The organism is Achromobacter sp. PD1 (assembly GCF_048541815.1).
Lineage (GTDB): Bacteria > Pseudomonadota > Gammaproteobacteria > Burkholderiales > Burkholderiaceae_B > Achromobacter > Achromobacter bronchisepticus_A.
The window spans coordinates 2,158,304-2,172,588 of sequence record NZ_CP183349.1 but is presented as its reverse complement, the minus strand read 5'-3'; the positions used below and the strand labels follow the sequence as shown (position 1 = coordinate 2,172,588).

Annotated in this window: 15 protein-coding genes; 4 read left to right on the top strand and 11 right to left on the bottom strand. The window is 66.7% G+C overall.

Going from position 1 to position 14,285, the window contains the following annotated elements:
• The first annotated feature begins 78 nt into the window (after positions 1–78).
• Complete coding sequence (locus tag ACM1PE_RS10300) at positions 79–1,077, top strand: YgfZ/GcvT domain-containing protein (RefSeq protein WP_419343202.1); 999 nt, start codon at positions 79–81, stop codon at positions 1,075–1,077.
• Positions 1,078–1,107: 30 nt separating this feature from the next.
• On the opposite strand, the gene ACM1PE_RS10295 is transcribed toward ACM1PE_RS10300, so the two are convergent.
• The 7 genes from ACM1PE_RS10295 to ACM1PE_RS10265 all read right to left on the bottom strand — a co-directional run bounded on the left by ACM1PE_RS10295 (position 1,108) and on the right by ACM1PE_RS10265 (position 6,594).
• On the bottom strand, positions 1,108–1,797 hold the full coding sequence (locus tag ACM1PE_RS10295) for a VIT1/CCC1 transporter family protein (RefSeq protein WP_419343201.1): 690 nt from the start codon (positions 1,795–1,797) through the stop codon (positions 1,108–1,110).
• Positions 1,798–1,870: 73 nt separating this feature from the next.
• Complete coding sequence (locus ACM1PE_RS10290) at positions 1,871–2,308, bottom strand: PaaI family thioesterase (RefSeq protein ID WP_118933678.1); 438 nt, start codon at positions 2,306–2,308, stop codon at positions 1,871–1,873.
• A gap of 1 nt (position 2,309) precedes the next feature.
• Positions 2,310–3,200 carry a 3-hydroxyisobutyrate dehydrogenase gene (gene mmsB / locus ACM1PE_RS10285; RefSeq protein WP_059380327.1) on the bottom strand — a complete coding sequence of 297 codons (891 nt, stop codon included), beginning with the start codon at positions 3,198–3,200 and terminating at the stop codon, positions 2,310–2,312.
• A 100-nt stretch (positions 3,201–3,300) separates the two neighbouring features.
• A complete protein-coding gene (locus ACM1PE_RS10280) occupies positions 3,301–4,476 on the bottom strand; it encodes an enoyl-CoA hydratase/isomerase family protein (protein WP_419343200.1) in 1,176 nt (391 codons plus the stop codon).
• Complete coding sequence (locus tag ACM1PE_RS10275; protein WP_419343199.1) at positions 4,473–5,627, bottom strand: acyl-CoA dehydrogenase family protein; 1,155 nt, start codon at positions 5,625–5,627, stop codon at positions 4,473–4,475. The genes ACM1PE_RS10280 and ACM1PE_RS10275 overlap by 4 nt, the downstream gene beginning before the upstream one ends.
• Positions 5,628–5,822: 195 nt before the next feature.
• Positions 5,823–6,170, bottom strand: coding sequence for an RnfH family protein (locus ACM1PE_RS10270; RefSeq protein WP_059380330.1), 348 nt, complete (start codon positions 6,168–6,170; stop codon positions 5,823–5,825).
• Complete coding sequence (locus ACM1PE_RS10265; protein WP_042793335.1) at positions 6,160–6,594, bottom strand: type II toxin-antitoxin system RatA family toxin; 435 nt, start codon at positions 6,592–6,594, stop codon at positions 6,160–6,162. The genes ACM1PE_RS10270 and ACM1PE_RS10265 overlap by 11 nt, the downstream gene beginning before the upstream one ends.
• A 106-nt stretch (positions 6,595–6,700) precedes the next feature.
• Here ACM1PE_RS10265 and smpB point away from each other — a divergent pair, with 106 nt between their 5' ends.
• A complete protein-coding gene (smpB, locus tag ACM1PE_RS10260; RefSeq protein ID WP_059380331.1) occupies positions 6,701–7,174 on the top strand; it encodes an SsrA-binding protein SmpB in 474 nt (157 codons plus the stop codon).
• On the opposite strand, the gene ACM1PE_RS10255 is transcribed toward smpB, so the two are convergent.
• From ACM1PE_RS10255 to ACM1PE_RS10245, 3 genes are all read right to left on the bottom strand, one after another.
• Positions 7,175–8,362, bottom strand: coding sequence for a GGDEF domain-containing protein (locus tag ACM1PE_RS10255; RefSeq protein ID WP_280016412.1), 1,188 nt, complete (start codon positions 8,360–8,362; stop codon positions 7,175–7,177).
• 25 nt (positions 8,363–8,387) lie between these two features.
• The gene (locus ACM1PE_RS10250) at positions 8,388–9,314 is read right to left on the bottom strand and encodes an SPFH domain-containing protein (RefSeq protein ID WP_059380386.1); all 927 of its coding nucleotides are present in this window, start codon (positions 9,312–9,314) and stop codon (positions 8,388–8,390) included.
• Between the two features lie 69 nt (positions 9,315–9,383).
• Positions 9,384–9,818 (bottom strand): NfeD family protein, encoded by a 435-nt coding sequence (locus ACM1PE_RS10245; protein ID WP_059380333.1) that lies wholly within the window; start codon positions 9,816–9,818, stop codon positions 9,384–9,386.
• Positions 9,819–9,987: 169 nt separating this feature from the next.
• On the opposite strand from ACM1PE_RS10245, the gene ACM1PE_RS10240 reads away from it, so the two are divergent.
• Positions 9,988–10,725 (top strand): glutamine amidotransferase, encoded by a 738-nt coding sequence (locus ACM1PE_RS10240; RefSeq protein ID WP_059380334.1) that lies wholly within the window; start codon positions 9,988–9,990, stop codon positions 10,723–10,725.
• Between the two features lie 101 nt (positions 10,726–10,826).
• Positions 10,827–11,669 (top strand): bifunctional transcriptional activator/DNA repair enzyme AdaA, encoded by an 843-nt coding sequence (locus ACM1PE_RS10235; RefSeq protein ID WP_419343196.1) that lies wholly within the window; start codon positions 10,827–10,829, stop codon positions 11,667–11,669.
• A 72-nt stretch (positions 11,670–11,741) separates the two neighbouring features.
• Here ACM1PE_RS10235 and ppsA read toward each other — a convergent pair whose 3' ends face one another.
• Complete coding sequence (gene ppsA, locus ACM1PE_RS10230; protein ID WP_059380336.1) at positions 11,742–14,108, bottom strand: phosphoenolpyruvate synthase; 2,367 nt, start codon at positions 14,106–14,108, stop codon at positions 11,742–11,744.
• Between the last annotated feature and the right edge of the window lie 177 nt (positions 14,109–14,285).

Here is a 14,285-nt window from a genome sequence, read left to right as displayed (position 1 = left end):
GCGCGGCGGGGACATGGCCCAGCCCGGAGGGGAACGCGGCTATCATCAGCACTTTGATGACGCGATAACACCGCCTCCATGCACGCTTTCCATTCTTCGATTCCCGTCCGCGCAGAAGGTTGCGCGCAAATTGCGCCGCTGGACGATTTCCTGGTCTTCGCCGCATCCGGCGCGGACGCCCTCGGTTTCCTGCACGGCCAGCTCACGCAGGACGTCACCGGCCTGCCCCAGGACGCCGCCCGCCTGGCGGGCTACTGCACCGCCAAGGGCCGCCTGCTGGCCACCCTGGTGATGTGGCGCGCCGCCCCCGGCGCGGACGACGCGCCCCAGCTTTACGGCCTGGTGCCTCAGGATCTGGCGCAGGCACTGCTCAAACGCCTGTCGATGTTCGTGCTGCGCGCCAAGGCCAAGCTCGCCGCCACGCCGCTGCATGTGGCGGGCGTGACGGCCTCGCCCGCGGACGCGGCGGCGCTGGAAGCCGCCGCCGGCGCGCTGCCGCGCGCGCCCTGGCAGCGCGTCGACCTGCCATCCGGCACCTGGATCGCCGCGCCGTCCGCCAACGCGCATCTGCGCTGGTGGTGGATCGCATCGGACGAACAACTGGACCAGTCGGCCGCGCTGGCCGGCGCGCTGGGCCTGGCGCCCGCCGCGCAATGGCGCGCCGCAGACCTGGCAGCGGGCATCCCGTGGATCACTGCGGCCACGCAGGATGTCTTCATCCCGCAGACGGTCAACCTGGACCTGATCCAGGGCGTGAGCTTCACCAAGGGCTGTTACCCGGGCCAGGAAGTGGTGGCGCGCAGCCACTACCGCGGCACGGTCAAGCGGCGCATGGCCTACGGCACCATTGCCGACGCCGCCGTTCAAGGCCAGGCGCTGGCCGGCGTGGACGTCTATGACGCCACCCAGCCCGGCGAACCCACCGGACGGATCGTGGACGCGGCCGGCACGCAAGGCGTGGTCTCGGTGCTATTCGAAACCACGCTGGCGGCCCTGCCGGAAGGCGACCTGCGGCTGGGCGCCGCGGACGGTCCGCGCATTGCGGCCGCCGCGCTGCCCTATTCCATCACGCCCTGAGCTCCCCGCCCCGCGCGGACCGTGGCGGTCCTAGGCCGCCACGCCGAACAACGCGCCCACGCCCGCCGTCACGGCCATGGCCAACGCGCCCAGAACCGTGACGCGCAACACCGCCGGCCCCTTGGGCGCCCCGCCAGCCCCGGCGGCCAGGGCACCCAGAGCGGCCAGGCAAACCACCGATGCGCCGATTACCCAGCCGATGAGTTGCGACCCTGGCGTCACGGCGGCCACCGCCAGCGGCAGCGCCGCGCCTGCGGCGAACGACGCGGCGGACGCCACGGCGGCCTGCACCGGGCGGGCGCGGTTATGAAGAGAGATGCCCAATTCGTCGCGCGCGTGCGCGTCGAGGGCGTCGTGGCTGGTCAGTTGGCGCGCCACCTGCTCGGCCAGGTCGCGGGTCAGGCCGCGGTCCACGTAGATATCGACCAGCTCGGCCAATTCCTCGCCGGAATTGCGCTTGAGCGAACGCTGCTCCATGCGCAGGTCCGCCGCCTCGATGTCGGCCTGCGACTTCACCGACACATACTCTCCCGCCGCCATCGACAGCGCGCCGGCCACCAGGCCAGCCAGCCCCGAGGTCAGGATGGCGCCCTGCGTGGCCTGCGCCGCCGCGACGCCGGTGATGATGCTGGCGGTGGACACGATACCGTCGTTTGCGCCCAGCACGGCCGCGCGCAGCCAGTTGCTGCGAAAAATCCGATGATGTTCTTTTGAAGGCATTGCCACAAACCCATGCGCCGCGTGATGAACGCGCGGCAGGTCCGGCTTGCGCAGGACCCGCCGCGCGCGGGATTCAGCGCGGCGTCACGCGCACCGCGGTAAGCAAGCCTATCACGCAAAGCGTAGCTTGCTCGCCGTCGTACGCATGCACTTCGACCTGGCAGACGGACAGGCGCTTGCCGGGTTTGACCACGCGGCCGCTGGCCACGTAGCGGCTGCCCTTGGCAGGCGCCAGGAAGTTCATCTTGAACTCCGAGGTCAGCACGTCCTCGCCTGGCGCGAACAAGGTATAGGCGGCATAGCCGCCGGCGCTGTCGGCGATGGTCGTGGAAATACCGGCGTGCAGAAAACCGTTCTGCTGGCAGAGGTCGGCGCGGTAAGGCAGCACGATGTCCACCCTGCCCGGCTCGACCACGTCCAGCGCCGCGCCCAGCAAGGTCATGATGCTTTGCCGGGCGAAGCTCTCCTGGACCCGTGCGGCTGGGTCCGGCTGCGCGTGCGATGCCGCCATGTCAGTCCTGCTCGCGCTTGACCAGGTTGACGATGCTGGAGAAGTCCAGTTTGCCCGAACCGCCGGAACTATGCAGCGAATACAGGTTGCGCGCCAGCTCGCCCAGCGGGATCGAGGCCCGCGCCGACAAGGCCGCCTCGGCCGCCAGGCCCAGGTCCTTCAGCATCAGGTCCACGCCGAAGCCGCCCGCATAGCCCTTGGAGGCCGGCGCATGCTCCATCACGCCGGGCCAGGGGTTGTACAGTTCCGTGGCCCAATTGCGGCCCGAACTCTTGGCGATGATGTCCGACAGCACCTTGGGATCCAGCCCGTTGGCCACGCCCAGCGCCAGGGCTTCGGACGTGCCGGCCATCAGGATGCCCAACAGCATGTTGTTGCAGATCTTGGCCACCTGGCCGGCGCCGGCCGGACCGGCATGGAAGATGTTCTTGCCCATCTTTTCCAGGATCGGGCGGGCGCGCTCCAGCGCCGCGGCCTGACCGCCGACGATGAAGGTCAGCGTGCCTGCGGCCGCGCCGCCCGTGCCGCCGGACACCGGCGCGTCGATCATGGCGATGCCACGCACCTCGGCCGCCTGCGCCACCTTGCGCGCCGAGTCGGGCGCGATGGTGCTGCATTCGATGACCAGCGCGCTGGACGGGATCTTGCCCAGCAGGTCCTCGCCCAGATACAGACCTTCGACGTGCTTGCTGGCGGGCAGCATCGAAACCACCACCTCGGCGCCCTTGACTGCTTCCGAAGCGGACGCGGCAGCCTTGGCGCCGGCGTCCGTCAGGGTTTTCACCGCCGCCGGCACCAGATCGAAAACCGTCACGCTATGTCCGGCCTTGACCAGATTCAATGCCATGGGCGCGCCCATATTGCCCAAACCGATAAACGCGATGCTGCTCATGATGTCCTGTCTCCTGTTGCTATAGCTATAGGTGTGAAACCATCGTGGTACTAGCGTTGCCGCGCCGGCGGGCGGCGGCCGGGCCGCCGCCGCGTGGCGCCTAGCGGCCCTCCTGGCCCAGGTCCGCCAACGGGTGGGGCTCGCCCTCGGGCCAGGGTTCGTCAAAGAATTTCTGCACCCAGGCGTCGGTCGCCATGTCGATGACGGCGGGACTCCAGCGCGGCTTCTTGTCCTTGTCGATCAGCAAGGCGCGGATGCCCTCGGCGAAATCGCCATGGGCGGTGCAGGCCAGCGCCGCGATGTACTCGGCGCGGAACACGTCGTCCAGCGAACGCAGGCGCAGCCGCTGCTGCAGCGCGAACGACAGGCGCACCGATCCGGGCGAGCCGGCCAGCATCGTCTGGGCCGCGCGCGCCAGCCAAGGATCCTCGTGGTCCTTCAGCGCGGCCAGCTCTTCGTAGATATCGTCCAGGCGGTTGCCGCTGCACAGGCTGTTGATCAGGAACGAGTGTTGGCGCAGGCTGCCAGGCGCCAACGGCGTCTTAGGCTCCAGCGCCGTCAGGGCGCGGCGCAGCAGGCCGTCGTTGATCGCGCGCGGAGGAATGGCATCCTCCGCCGTGCCGGCTGCCTGGCCGGCCCAGGGCTGCTCTTCCAGCGAAGCCAGCAGCTTGGGCCAATCCGCGTGATCCAGCCGGAAGTCCGCCAGGCCGGCGAAGAAAGCATCCGACGTGCCCAGCTGCGCCCCGGTCAAGGCCAGGAACAGTCCGATCCTGCCCGACATGCGATTCAGCAGCCAGCTGCCGCCGACGTCCGGGAACAGGCCGATCGTGACCTCCGGCATCGCCAGGCGCGAGGTCTCGCTGACCACGCGGTGGCTGGCGCCCATCATCAGGCCGATGCCGCCGCCCATGACGATGCCATGGCCCCAGCACAGCACCGGCTTGGGGTAGGTATGGATGCGGTAGTCCAGCCGGTACTCGTGCTCGAAGAAGCGGCGCGCATAGGCGTTGTTCCAGCCCGGCTTGCCGGCGTTTTCCGTCATGCTGCGGTACAGGCCATGCAGGTCTCCGCCCGCGCAGAAGGCCTTGTCGCCCGCGCCCTGCAGGACCACCAGGGCCACGCCGGGATCACGGGCCCAGGCGTCCAGCCGTTCGGCCAGCAGATCCACCATTTCCAGCGACAGGCCATTCAGGGTCTGCGGCGAATTCAGCGTCGCGATCCCGAACCGTACTCCATTGGCAGCGGTTTTTTCTTCGAACAGCACCGGTGCATTCATCTTATGTCGGCTCCTTTTTCCAACAATTGGCGGGCGATGATCACGCGCATGATCTCGTTGGTCCCCTCCAGAATCTGATGAACGCGAGTATCGCGCACCAGACGCTCCAAGGGATAGTCCCGCAGGTATCCGTAGCCGCCGTGGATCTGCTGCGCGTCCAGGCAAATCTGGAAACCCATGTCGGTGGCGAAGCGCTTGGCCATGGCGCAGTAGGTCGCCGCGTCCGAAGCCCCCGCATCCAGCTTGCAGGCCGCCAGGCGCACCATCTGGCGCGCCGCCACCAGGTGCGTCGCCATGTCGGCCAGCTTGAATTGCAAGGCCTGGAACTCGGCCAGGCGGCGGTTGAACTGGCGCCGTTCGTCCATGTAGCGCCGGGCGGCATCGAGCGCGCCTTGCGCCGCGCCCACCGAGCAGGTGCCGATGTTGATGCGTCCGCCGTCCAGGCCCTTCATCGCGATCTTGAAGCCCTCGCCCTCCTGGCCCAGCATGTTGGCCGCCGGCACGCGCACGTTCTCGAAGGTGATGGGACGGGTGGACTGGCTGTTCCAGCCCATCTTCTCCTCCTTGCGGCCGTAGCTTATGCCCTCGCTGTCGGCCGGAATGGCGAACGCGCTGATGCCGCCCGCGCCCTCGCCGCCGGTGCGCGCCATGACCACCAGCAGGTCCGTGTCGCCACCGCCCGAAATGAAGGCCTTGGCGCCGTTGACGATATAGTCATCGCCCTGGCGCTGCGCGCGGGTCGACAGCGACGCCGCATCCGAACCGGCGCCCGGCTCGGTCAGGCAATAGGATGCCAACTTCTGGCCGCTGGCCAGCAATGGCCCCCAGGCTTCCCGCAGCGCGGGCTGGCCCCAGTTGCCGACCATCCAGGTAGCCATGTTGTGGATCGTGAGGAAAGCCGTGGTCGACGGATCCACCGCCGCCATTTCCTCGAACACCAGCGTGGCGTCCAGCCGCGGCAGGCCCAGGCCGCCGATGTCCTCGCTGGCATAGATGGCGCAGAAACCCATCTCGCCCGCCCGCGCGAAAGCCTCGCGCGGGAAGATGCCTTCGGCGTCCCAGCGCGCGGCGTTGGGCGCCAGTTCGCCCTCGGCGTAGTCGCGCGCCGCCTGCGCAAAAGCGCGTTGCTCGTCGGTCAGTTCAAAGTCCACAGCCTGTCTCCTGTTGTACTGAGTATTGTCTGTTGGCGTTGCTGCCGTCTCGTGAACGCCAGCCCGTCGATTTTGACATGACGTTGACGTAAACGTAAATGCGTGACGATGCTTATGTTACGCCGGAAGCGGCACGGCGATTTGTCCTATTTGCGACATTGTGCGGGGCGGCGCGCCGCCCCTCTGAGCGCTGCCCTACAGCAGCCCGGCCGGGCGGACCCTGCCGTTCTTCGCCGTCTTGGCGCGGCGGTGTTCGGCGCGGCGGCGCCGCGACTCCTTGGGATCGAAACTCAGGCCGCGGTAGATCTCTACCCGGTCACCATCGGCCAGCCTGGCCTGCGGCTCGGTGGCGCGGCCGAAAATGCCCACGCCCCGGGTCCAGGGTTCAACCACGGGAAAGGCCTCGCCAAAGCCGCTGGCCGCCAGCGCGTCGGCCACAGTGGCGCCGTCGGGCAGGCGCAACTCCCGCAGCCAGACATGGCCCGGCAAGGCGTAGCAGACGCTGACGCCGATCTGCGGCCCCGCGAACGGCTCATTCGCCATACTTGGCCTGCGCGCGCTTGGTGAAGGAATCGATGAAGCTGGTGGCGATGCGGTTGAACACCGGCCCCACCACCATTTCCAGCGCGCGGTTGGAAAACGCGTACTCCATGGTGAACAGGACCTTGCAGGCGTCCTCGGCCAGCGGCTGGAACTCCCAGTGTCCCACCAGGCTGGAGAACGGGCCGTCGACCAGCTCCAGGTCGATCCGGTCGGGATAGGCATGGGTGTTGCGGGTGGTGAAGCGCTGCTTCATGCCCGCGAAGCTGATCAGGATGGAGGCCTGCATGCCGTGCTCGTCGCGGGTTTGCACCTCGGCGCCGCCGCACCAGGGCATGAACTCGGGGTACTTCTCCACGTCGGCGACCAGATCGAACATCTGGGCGGCGCTGTAAGGCACCAGGACGGATCGTTGTACTTTGTGCATCGACTATCGCAAATGGCTAGAATGGCACGATTTTACCGGCACAACACGACCTGGGGCCAGAATACGCCTCTAGCCATAGCGCGCGGCACCCAGGCACAAGGGCTTTATGAGCATTATCGACAACCGCAAGGCCACGCACGACTATTTCATCGAAGACCGCTACGAGGCCGGCCTGGTGCTGCAAGGCTGGGAAGTCAAGGCGATCCGCGATGGCCGCGTGCAGCTCAAGGAAAGCTACGTCATCGTGCGCGACGGCGAGCTCTACCTGCTGGGCATGCACGTCAGCCCCCTGCCCACGGCCTCCACCCATATCCACCCCGACGCCATGCGCACGCGCAAGCTGCTGCTCAAGGCCGAGGAAATCAGCAAGCTCATCGGCAAGGTCGAGCAGCGCGGCTACACGCTGGTGCCGCTCAACCTGCACTACAAGAACGGGCGCATCAAGCTGGACTTCGCGCTGGGCCGCGGCAAGAAGCTGTTCGACAAGCGCGACACCGCGCGCGAAAAGGACTGGCAGCGCGAGAAAGAGCGCATCATGAAGCACGACACCCGCGCGCCGCGCAAAGGCAAGGACGACTGATCAGGCGGCCTCGGGCAGCATCTGGCGCTCGGCATCCTGCCCCGGTCCCGTGATGCGGTTGCGCCCGGCCGACTTGGACCTATACAGCTTGCGGTCGGCCCGCTCGAAAAACGCCTGCAGGCTCTCTCCGGGCATCCAGTCCGCCACCCCGGCGCTGAACGTATAGGACATGGTGCTGCCGCCGTGCGCACAAGGCGTGCGCCGCACCGAATCCAGCAGCCGCTCCGCCACATCCAGCACGGCATCGCTGCGCATATCCGGAAACAGCACCGCAAACTCCTCGCCGCCCACGCGTCCGACATGATCGCCGGTGCGCAGCGTGGCGGTCGCCAGCAGGCCGAAATGGCGCAGCACCGCATCGCCGGCCGCGTGGCCATGGGTGTCGTTGATACGCTTGAAATGGTCGATGTCCAGCAACAGCAGCGTCAGCGGCCGCCGCGTGCGCAGCGCCTGGGCGCAATAGCGCTCGGCCTGCAGCCACCAGGCCTTGCGCGACATCAGGCCAGTCAGGAAGTCGGTGCTGGCCTCCTGTTCGCGGTCGGCCAGCATGCGGTCGTGGATGATCATGATGGTGCCCAGGGTCAGGCATGGCATCGTCAGCACGCCCAGCGTCATGAATGCGATGTTCCAGGCCGAGGGCAGCAACAGGGCCTGCGCGATGGCGATGTCGAACATGTAGACGACGGCCCGCGTCGCGCACACCAGCGCCGAGATCAGGGCCACCACGCACACGAAATGGTAGCTGTAGCGAGACCGGTTCATCGGCATGCCGCGCTTGACCGTCATGGCGATGGCCACCATGAACCCGAACATCAGCCAGGACATGACCACCATGCGCGGCCCGATCTGAGGATCAATGTAGGTGTAGTACGCCAGCGCCAGCAGCGTGGCACAGGACACCAGCGCCATCAGGCGCTTGGGCACGGTCAGGCCGACCAGCCGGCGCAATCCGGTGTAATAGGCACAGAGGGCCAGGGCAACGGCGGTGTTCGCCGCCATCACCGACACCCATAGCGGCGCCTCGGTGATCTGGAAGGCGTAGAGCCCGAACGCCGCCAGCGTCAGCAGGTTGGCGCGTATCGTCTCCTTGATGCCGGCCATGCCGCTGCGGGCCAGCGACCCCAGCACGCACAGCGCAAGCACTCCCGCCAATGCTGCTATCAAAAGCAAGTTAACGGGAGCGATCATCGTCAGGCGCCGCCGGGCGCGGTTATCAGCTGTTGCGAGTGGACTTCACGATGGTCATGGCGGAGGCGATCATGCCGCCCACGTCCGCCAGGTTCGCCGGCAGGATCAAGGTGTTGCCTTCCTTGGCGACATTGCCGAAGGCCTCGACGTAGCGCTCGGCGACCTTCAGGTTCACCGCTTCCATGCCGCCCGGCTGGCGCACGGAGTCCGCCACCTGGGTGATGGCCTTGGCGGTGGCCTCGGCAATCGCCAGCACCGCGGCGGCCTCGCCCTGGGCCTGGTTGATCTGAGCCTGCTTCTCGCCTTCGGAACGGGCGATGGCGGCTTCGCGCTCGCCGGTAGCGATGTTGATCTGTTCCTGGCGGCGGCCTTCCGAGGCCGCGATCAGCGCGCGCTTTTCACGCTCGGCGGTGATCTGCGCCTGCATCGCGCGCAGGATCTCGTTGGGCGGGGTCAAGTCCTTGATCTCGTAGCGCAGCACCTTCACGCCCCAGTTCAGCGCTGCCTCGTCCAGCGAAGACACGATGTTGCTGTTGATGGAGTCGCGCTCTTCAAAGGTGCGGTCCAGTTCCATCTTGCCGATGACCGAACGCAGGGTCGTCTGCGCCAGCTGCGTGATGGCCGAGATGTAATTGGACGAACCGTAAGACGCGCGCATCGGATCGGTCACCTGGAAATACAGCACGCCGTCGACCTGCAGCTGCGTGTTGTCGCGCGTGATGCAGACCTGGCTGGGCACGTCCAGCGGGATTTCCTTGAGCGAGTGCTTGTACGACACGCGTTCGATGAACGGAATGACGAAGCCCGCGCCGGGCGACAGGACCCGGTCGAACTTGCCCAGCCGTTCGACCACCCAGGCGTGCTGCTGAGGCACGATGGCGATCGACTTGATGACTATCAGTATCGCCAGCGCGACGATGACGAGCAGGACGATGGTGGATGTATCGATCATCATGATTCGGAGCCTCTCCTTCTGGTAAATAGGTGCACGGGCGCCGCGCGGAACTGGCGCGGGCGCTGCTTAGGCCGAGCCGGGCTTGCCCTTGGGGGTCAGAACCAGAGTCGAACCGCGCATTTCCGTAATGGTCTGTTCGCCCGCGACCGGCGCATGCCCCCGCGCCAGTTCCGCATGCCAATGCGCGCCGCGATACCAGACGCGCGCGGTCCCCTGGCCGGACCAGGCCTCGACCGACACCGTCTGGCCGATGTCCAGATTGACGTCGGCATTGCGGGCGGAATTGACCTCGCGCTTTTTCAACACGCGGGTCTTGCGCAGCACCAGCAGCCCCAGCAGCAATACGATGCCGCAGCCCAGCAATTGCCACTCCAGCCCGGCGCCGAACCAGGCGGCCACGCCCCCGGCTGCCAGCCCCAGGGCCACCAGCAGCAGATAGAAAGTGCCGGTCGCCAATTCCCCGATCAGGGCCAGCGCGGCCAGTCCCAGCCAAATCCACATAGTCTTCGTTCGCCCGAAAGGATGAGTCTCTGAGCGCGATTGTACGTATTTCCGGGACGGAACGGAAAAGCGGCTTTCATCATGGATCCGGGCGCTGGATTATGATGTGCGCTGGCGGTGGATCTCCCCCTGGAACCCGGCGCCCGCATCCTTTACGCACTAGCCCCCAATGACCGCTGCAATACCCACCGTTCTCCCCGTTCTGATCCTGCACACCGGCGATCCGGACGACACGCTCAAAAGCCAGTTCGGCGGCTATGCCGAACAACTCGCGCAGGCCGCCGGCCTGACCGCCGAGGCCATGGAAATCGTGCCCGTCCACGAGGGCAAGCGGCCGCAGGCTCCCGCCCGCTATCGCGCCGCGCTGATCACGGGTTCGCCTGCCATGGTGACCGACAAGGAACCCTGGAGCGAGGACACCGCCGCCTGGCTGCGCGAAGCCGCCGCAACCGGCCTGCCCATGTTCGGCGTCTGCTACGGCCATCAGTTGCTGGCCTACGCGCTGGGCGGCAAGGTCGGCTACAACCCCGCCGGGCGCGAAGTCGGCACCCAGACCGTTGAGCTGCTGCCGCCCGCCGCCGGCGACAAGCTGCTGGCCGGACTGCCGTCCACCTTCCCCGCCCAGATGCTGCATGCGCAGACCGTGCTGCAACCCCCGCCCGGCGCCGCCGTGCTGGCGCGCTCGGACCTGGACGAACATCAGATGATCCGCATCGGCCGCAACGTATTCTCGACCCAGTTCCATCCCGAATTCGGCCCTGACTTCATCCGCGCCCATCTGGAACGCTTCGGCCGTCGCTACGCGGCTGAAAACCTGGACGTCCCGGGGCTGTCCGCCAACGTCCGCGCCACGCCCGTCGCGGGCGGCCTGCTGCGGCGCTTTCTGGACGCCTACGCCCCCGCGTAGCGCCCTGCGCGGCCCCCGCGCAATATACGGAGTGCGGCGGCGGCAGGCTTTTGAGACGATGGGTCCAAGCGCGCGAATCCACGCGCAACAGGAGCTTTTTCATGAACCAAGCCGCCGCCCTGAGCAAACAGCACGCCGCCGCCGTCGAACGCGCCTGCCGCGCCCTGGAAGCCGAGCAGCCGCCGGATCTGTCCACCCTGGCCGAACAGGCCGGCATGAGCCGCTTCCATTTCCACCGCGTCTTCAAGGCGGCCACCGGCATCACTCCCAAGGCCTACGCCGACGCCCTGCGCGCCAGCCGCGCCCGCCAGCATCTCAAGCAAAGCGCCAGCGTCACGGACGCCATGTACGACGCCGGCTTCAATTCCAGCGGCCGCTTCTACGAAGCCGCCCCCGCCATCCTGGGCATGACGCCCACCGCCTTTCGCAAGAGCGGCGAGGGCGTGGATATCCGCTTCGCGGTGGCGCAATGCTCCCTGGGCGCGCTGCTGGTGGCGGCCAGCGACACCGGCATCTGCGAGATCGCGCTGCACGAAGACCCGGAACAACTGGTGCGCAACCTGCAGGACCGCTTCAAGGCCGCCCGCCTGATCGGCGCGGACACGCAGTTCGAAGGCTGGGTGGCGGCCGTGGTGGGCTTCGTCGAAGACCCCTCCCGCGGCCTGGACCTGCCCTTGGACGTGCGCGGCACGGCCTTCCAGCGCCAGGTATGGCAAGCCCTGCGCGAGATCCCCGTGGGTGAAACCGCCACCTACACCGATATCGCCGAACGCATAGGCTCGCCGCGAGCCGTGCGCGCCGTGGCCCGCGCCTGCGCCACCAACAACATCGCGCTGGCCATCCCCTGCCACCGGGTGGTGCGCACCGACGGCTCGCTGGCCGGCTACCGTTGGGGCATAGACCGCAAGCGCGAATTGATTGCGCGCGAAGCGCTGGCGGCATAGTCCTTTCCCGCTTGCACGCGTAAAAAAACCCCGCGCCCTTGCAGGCGCGGGGTTTTCACATCAGCAAGCCGATCAGTTCTTGGCCAGACGCTGCCAGGTATCGACAACGGTATCCGGGTTGAGCGACATCGACAGGATGCCCTCTTCCTTCAGCCATTGCGCGAAGTCCGGGTGGTCGCTGGGGCCTTGGCCGCAGATGCCCACGTACTTGTTGGCGGCCAGGCAAGCCTTGATCGCGCGGCGCAGCATGAACTTCACGGCCTCGTCGCGTTCGTCGAAATCGGCAGCCAGCAGTTCCATGCCCGAATCGCGGTCCAGGCCCAGCGTCAGCTGGGTCATGTCGTTCGAACCGATCGAGAAGCCGTCGAAGTACTGCAGGAACTCGTCGGCCAGGATGGCGTTGGACGGCACTTCGCACATCATGATGAGCTTCAGGCCGTTTTCGCCTCGCGCCAAGCCATGCTTGGCGAGCAGGTCCACCACCTTGGCCGCCTGGCCCAGGGTGCGCACGAAGGGCACCATGATCTCGACGTTGGTCAGGCCCATTTCATCGCGCACCTTCTTCAGCGCTTCGCATTCCATGCGGAAGCACTCGGCGAAGTCCTCGGCGATGTAGCGCGACGCGCCGCGGAAGCCCAGCATGGGGTTCTCTTCCTCGGGCTCGTAGCGCGAACCGCCGACCAGCTTGCGGTACTCGTTGGACTTGAAGTCCGACATGCGCACGATGACGGGCTTGGGGTAGAAGGCAGCGGCGATGGTCGCCACGCCTTCTGCCATCTTCTCGACGAAGAAGGCGCGCGGGCTGGCGTGACCGCGAGCGGCCGATTCTACGGCTTTCTTCAGTTCGCCATCGACGTTCGGATAGTCCAGCACCGCCTTGGGGTGGATGCCGATGTTGTTGTTGATGATGAATTCCAGGCGGGCCAGACCCACGCCGCCGTTGGGGATCTGGGCGAAGTCGAAAGCCAGTTGCGGGTTGCCCACGTTCATCATGATCTTCAGATCGATGGGGGGCATGTCGCCGCGGCGCACTTCTTCCACTTCGGTTTCGATCAGGCCGTCATAGATGCGGCCTTCGTCGCCCTCGGCGCAAGACACGGTCACGGCCTGGCCTTCCTTCAGGAGGTCGGTCGCGTTGCCGCAGCCCACGACTGCCGGAATGCCCAGCTCGCGCGCGATGATCGCCGCGTGGCAGGTGCGACCGCCGCGGTTGGTGACGATGGCGGAAGCGCGCTTCATCACGGGTTCCCAGTTGGGATCCGTCATGTCGGTGACCAACACGTCGCCCGGCTGGACCTTGTCCATGTCGGAGATGTCGCCGACCACGCGCACCGGACCCGCGCCGATCTTCTGGCCGATCGCGCGGCCGGTGATCAGGACCTGGCCGGTGGCCTTCAGGCGGTAGCGCTGCTGCACGTCGTTGACGCCCTGCTGCGACTTCACGGTTTCCGGACGCGCCTGCAGGATGTAGATCTTGCCGTCGATGCCGTCGCGGCCCCACTCGATGTCCATCGGGCGGCCGTAGTGCTTTTCAATGATGACGGCGTAGCGGGCCAGTTCGTTGACCTCGTCGTCGGTCAGCGAGTAGCGGTTGCGCTCGGACACCGGCACGTCGACCGTGCGCACGGCGCGGCCTTCGGGACGCTCGGGATCGAACTCCATCTTGATCAGCTTGGAGCCGATGCGGCGGCCCACGATCGGGTAGTGGCCCTGGGCCAGCGTCGGCTTGAAGACGTAGAACTCGTCGGGGTTGACCGCGCCCTGCACCACGGTTTCGCCCAGGCCGTAGGACGAGGTGATGAACACCACATCCTGGAAGCCCGATTCGGTGTCGATGGTGAACATGACGCCGGCGCTGCCCTTGTCGGAACGCACCATGCGCTGGATGCCGGCCGACAGCGCGACGTCGGCGTGGGCGTAGCCCTTGTGCACGCGATAGGAAATGGCGCGGTCGTTGTACAGCGACGCGAACACGTGGCGGATCTTGTCCAGCACGTCGTCGATGCCGACGACGTTCAGGAAGGTTTCCTGCTGGCCGGCGAACGAGGCGTCGGGCAGGTCTTCGGCGGTGGCGGAGGAGCGCACGGCGAACGAACCCTTGCCATCAGCGTCGAGCTTGGCAAAGGCGGTACGGATCTGCGATTCGAACTCGGGCGAGAACGGCGCGTCGATGATCCATTGACGGATCTGCGAGCCGGCGTTGGCCAGTTCGCGCACGTCTTCGGGGTTCAGTGTGGTCAGACGTTCGGCGATGCGCTTGTCCAGGCCGGAGGCCTTGAGGAAGTCGCGGAAAGCATCAGCGGTCGTGGCAAAGCCGCCCGGCACGCGGACACCCGCGCCAGACAGCTGGCTGATCATTTCGCCTAGTGATGCGTTCTTGCCTCCTACCGAGTCCACGTCCGTCATGCGGAGCTGCTCGAACAAAACAACGTACGACATTGAAGTCACCTTTTACAATGGAATGAAAGCGAGTTTGGTCAATGCATCAGGAAGCTGGATCACAGTCGGATCGCAGCCCCAATTTACGCGCTGACCAAACTGGCCTTGGACCGCCCTTGGGGTGACTTATAGGGGCCTGATTGTACTCGGTGGAGTGCGTCCGGCCATCTGCCTGGT

What these genes read in the sequence shown, in the direction of transcription:
- ppsA (WP_059380336.1), bottom strand. Translation starts at nt 14,108, where the DNA reads ATGTCGTACGTTGTTTTGTTCGAGCAGCTCCGCATGACGGACGTGGAC.
- ACM1PE_RS10280 (WP_419343200.1), bottom strand. Translation starts at nt 4,476, where the DNA reads ATGAATGCACCGGTGCTGTTCGAAGAAAAAACCGCTGCCAATGGAGTA.
- ACM1PE_RS10245 (WP_059380333.1), bottom strand. Translation starts at nt 9,818, where the DNA reads ATGTGGATTTGGCTGGGACTGGCCGCGCTGGCCCTGATCGGGGAATTG.
- ACM1PE_RS10265 (WP_042793335.1), bottom strand. Translation starts at nt 6,594, where the DNA reads ATGCACAAAGTACAACGATCCGTCCTGGTGCCTTACAGCGCCGCCCAG.
- mmsB (WP_059380327.1), bottom strand. Translation starts at nt 3,200, where the DNA reads ATGAGCAGCATCGCGTTTATCGGTTTGGGCAATATGGGCGCGCCCATG.
- ACM1PE_RS10295 (WP_419343201.1), bottom strand. Translation starts at nt 1,797, where the DNA reads ATGCCTTCAAAAGAACATCATCGGATTTTTCGCAGCAACTGGCTGCGC.
- ACM1PE_RS10255 (WP_280016412.1), bottom strand. Translation starts at nt 8,362, where the DNA reads ATGATCGCTCCCGTTAACTTGCTTTTGATAGCAGCATTGGCGGGAGTG.
- ACM1PE_RS10290 (WP_118933678.1), bottom strand. Translation starts at nt 2,308, where the DNA reads ATGGCGGCATCGCACGCGCAGCCGGACCCAGCCGCACGGGTCCAGGAG.
- ACM1PE_RS10270 (WP_059380330.1), bottom strand. Translation starts at nt 6,170, where the DNA reads ATGGCGAATGAGCCGTTCGCGGGGCCGCAGATCGGCGTCAGCGTCTGC.
- ACM1PE_RS10240 (WP_059380334.1), top strand. Translation starts at nt 9,988, where the DNA reads ATGACCGCTGCAATACCCACCGTTCTCCCCGTTCTGATCCTGCACACC.
- smpB (WP_059380331.1), top strand. Translation starts at nt 6,701, where the DNA reads ATGAGCATTATCGACAACCGCAAGGCCACGCACGACTATTTCATCGAA.
- ACM1PE_RS10235 (WP_419343196.1), top strand. Translation starts at nt 10,827, where the DNA reads ATGAACCAAGCCGCCGCCCTGAGCAAACAGCACGCCGCCGCCGTCGAA.
- ACM1PE_RS10300 (WP_419343202.1), top strand. Translation starts at nt 79, where the DNA reads ATGCACGCTTTCCATTCTTCGATTCCCGTCCGCGCAGAAGGTTGCGCG.
- ACM1PE_RS10250 (WP_059380386.1), bottom strand. Translation starts at nt 9,314, where the DNA reads ATGATCGATACATCCACCATCGTCCTGCTCGTCATCGTCGCGCTGGCG.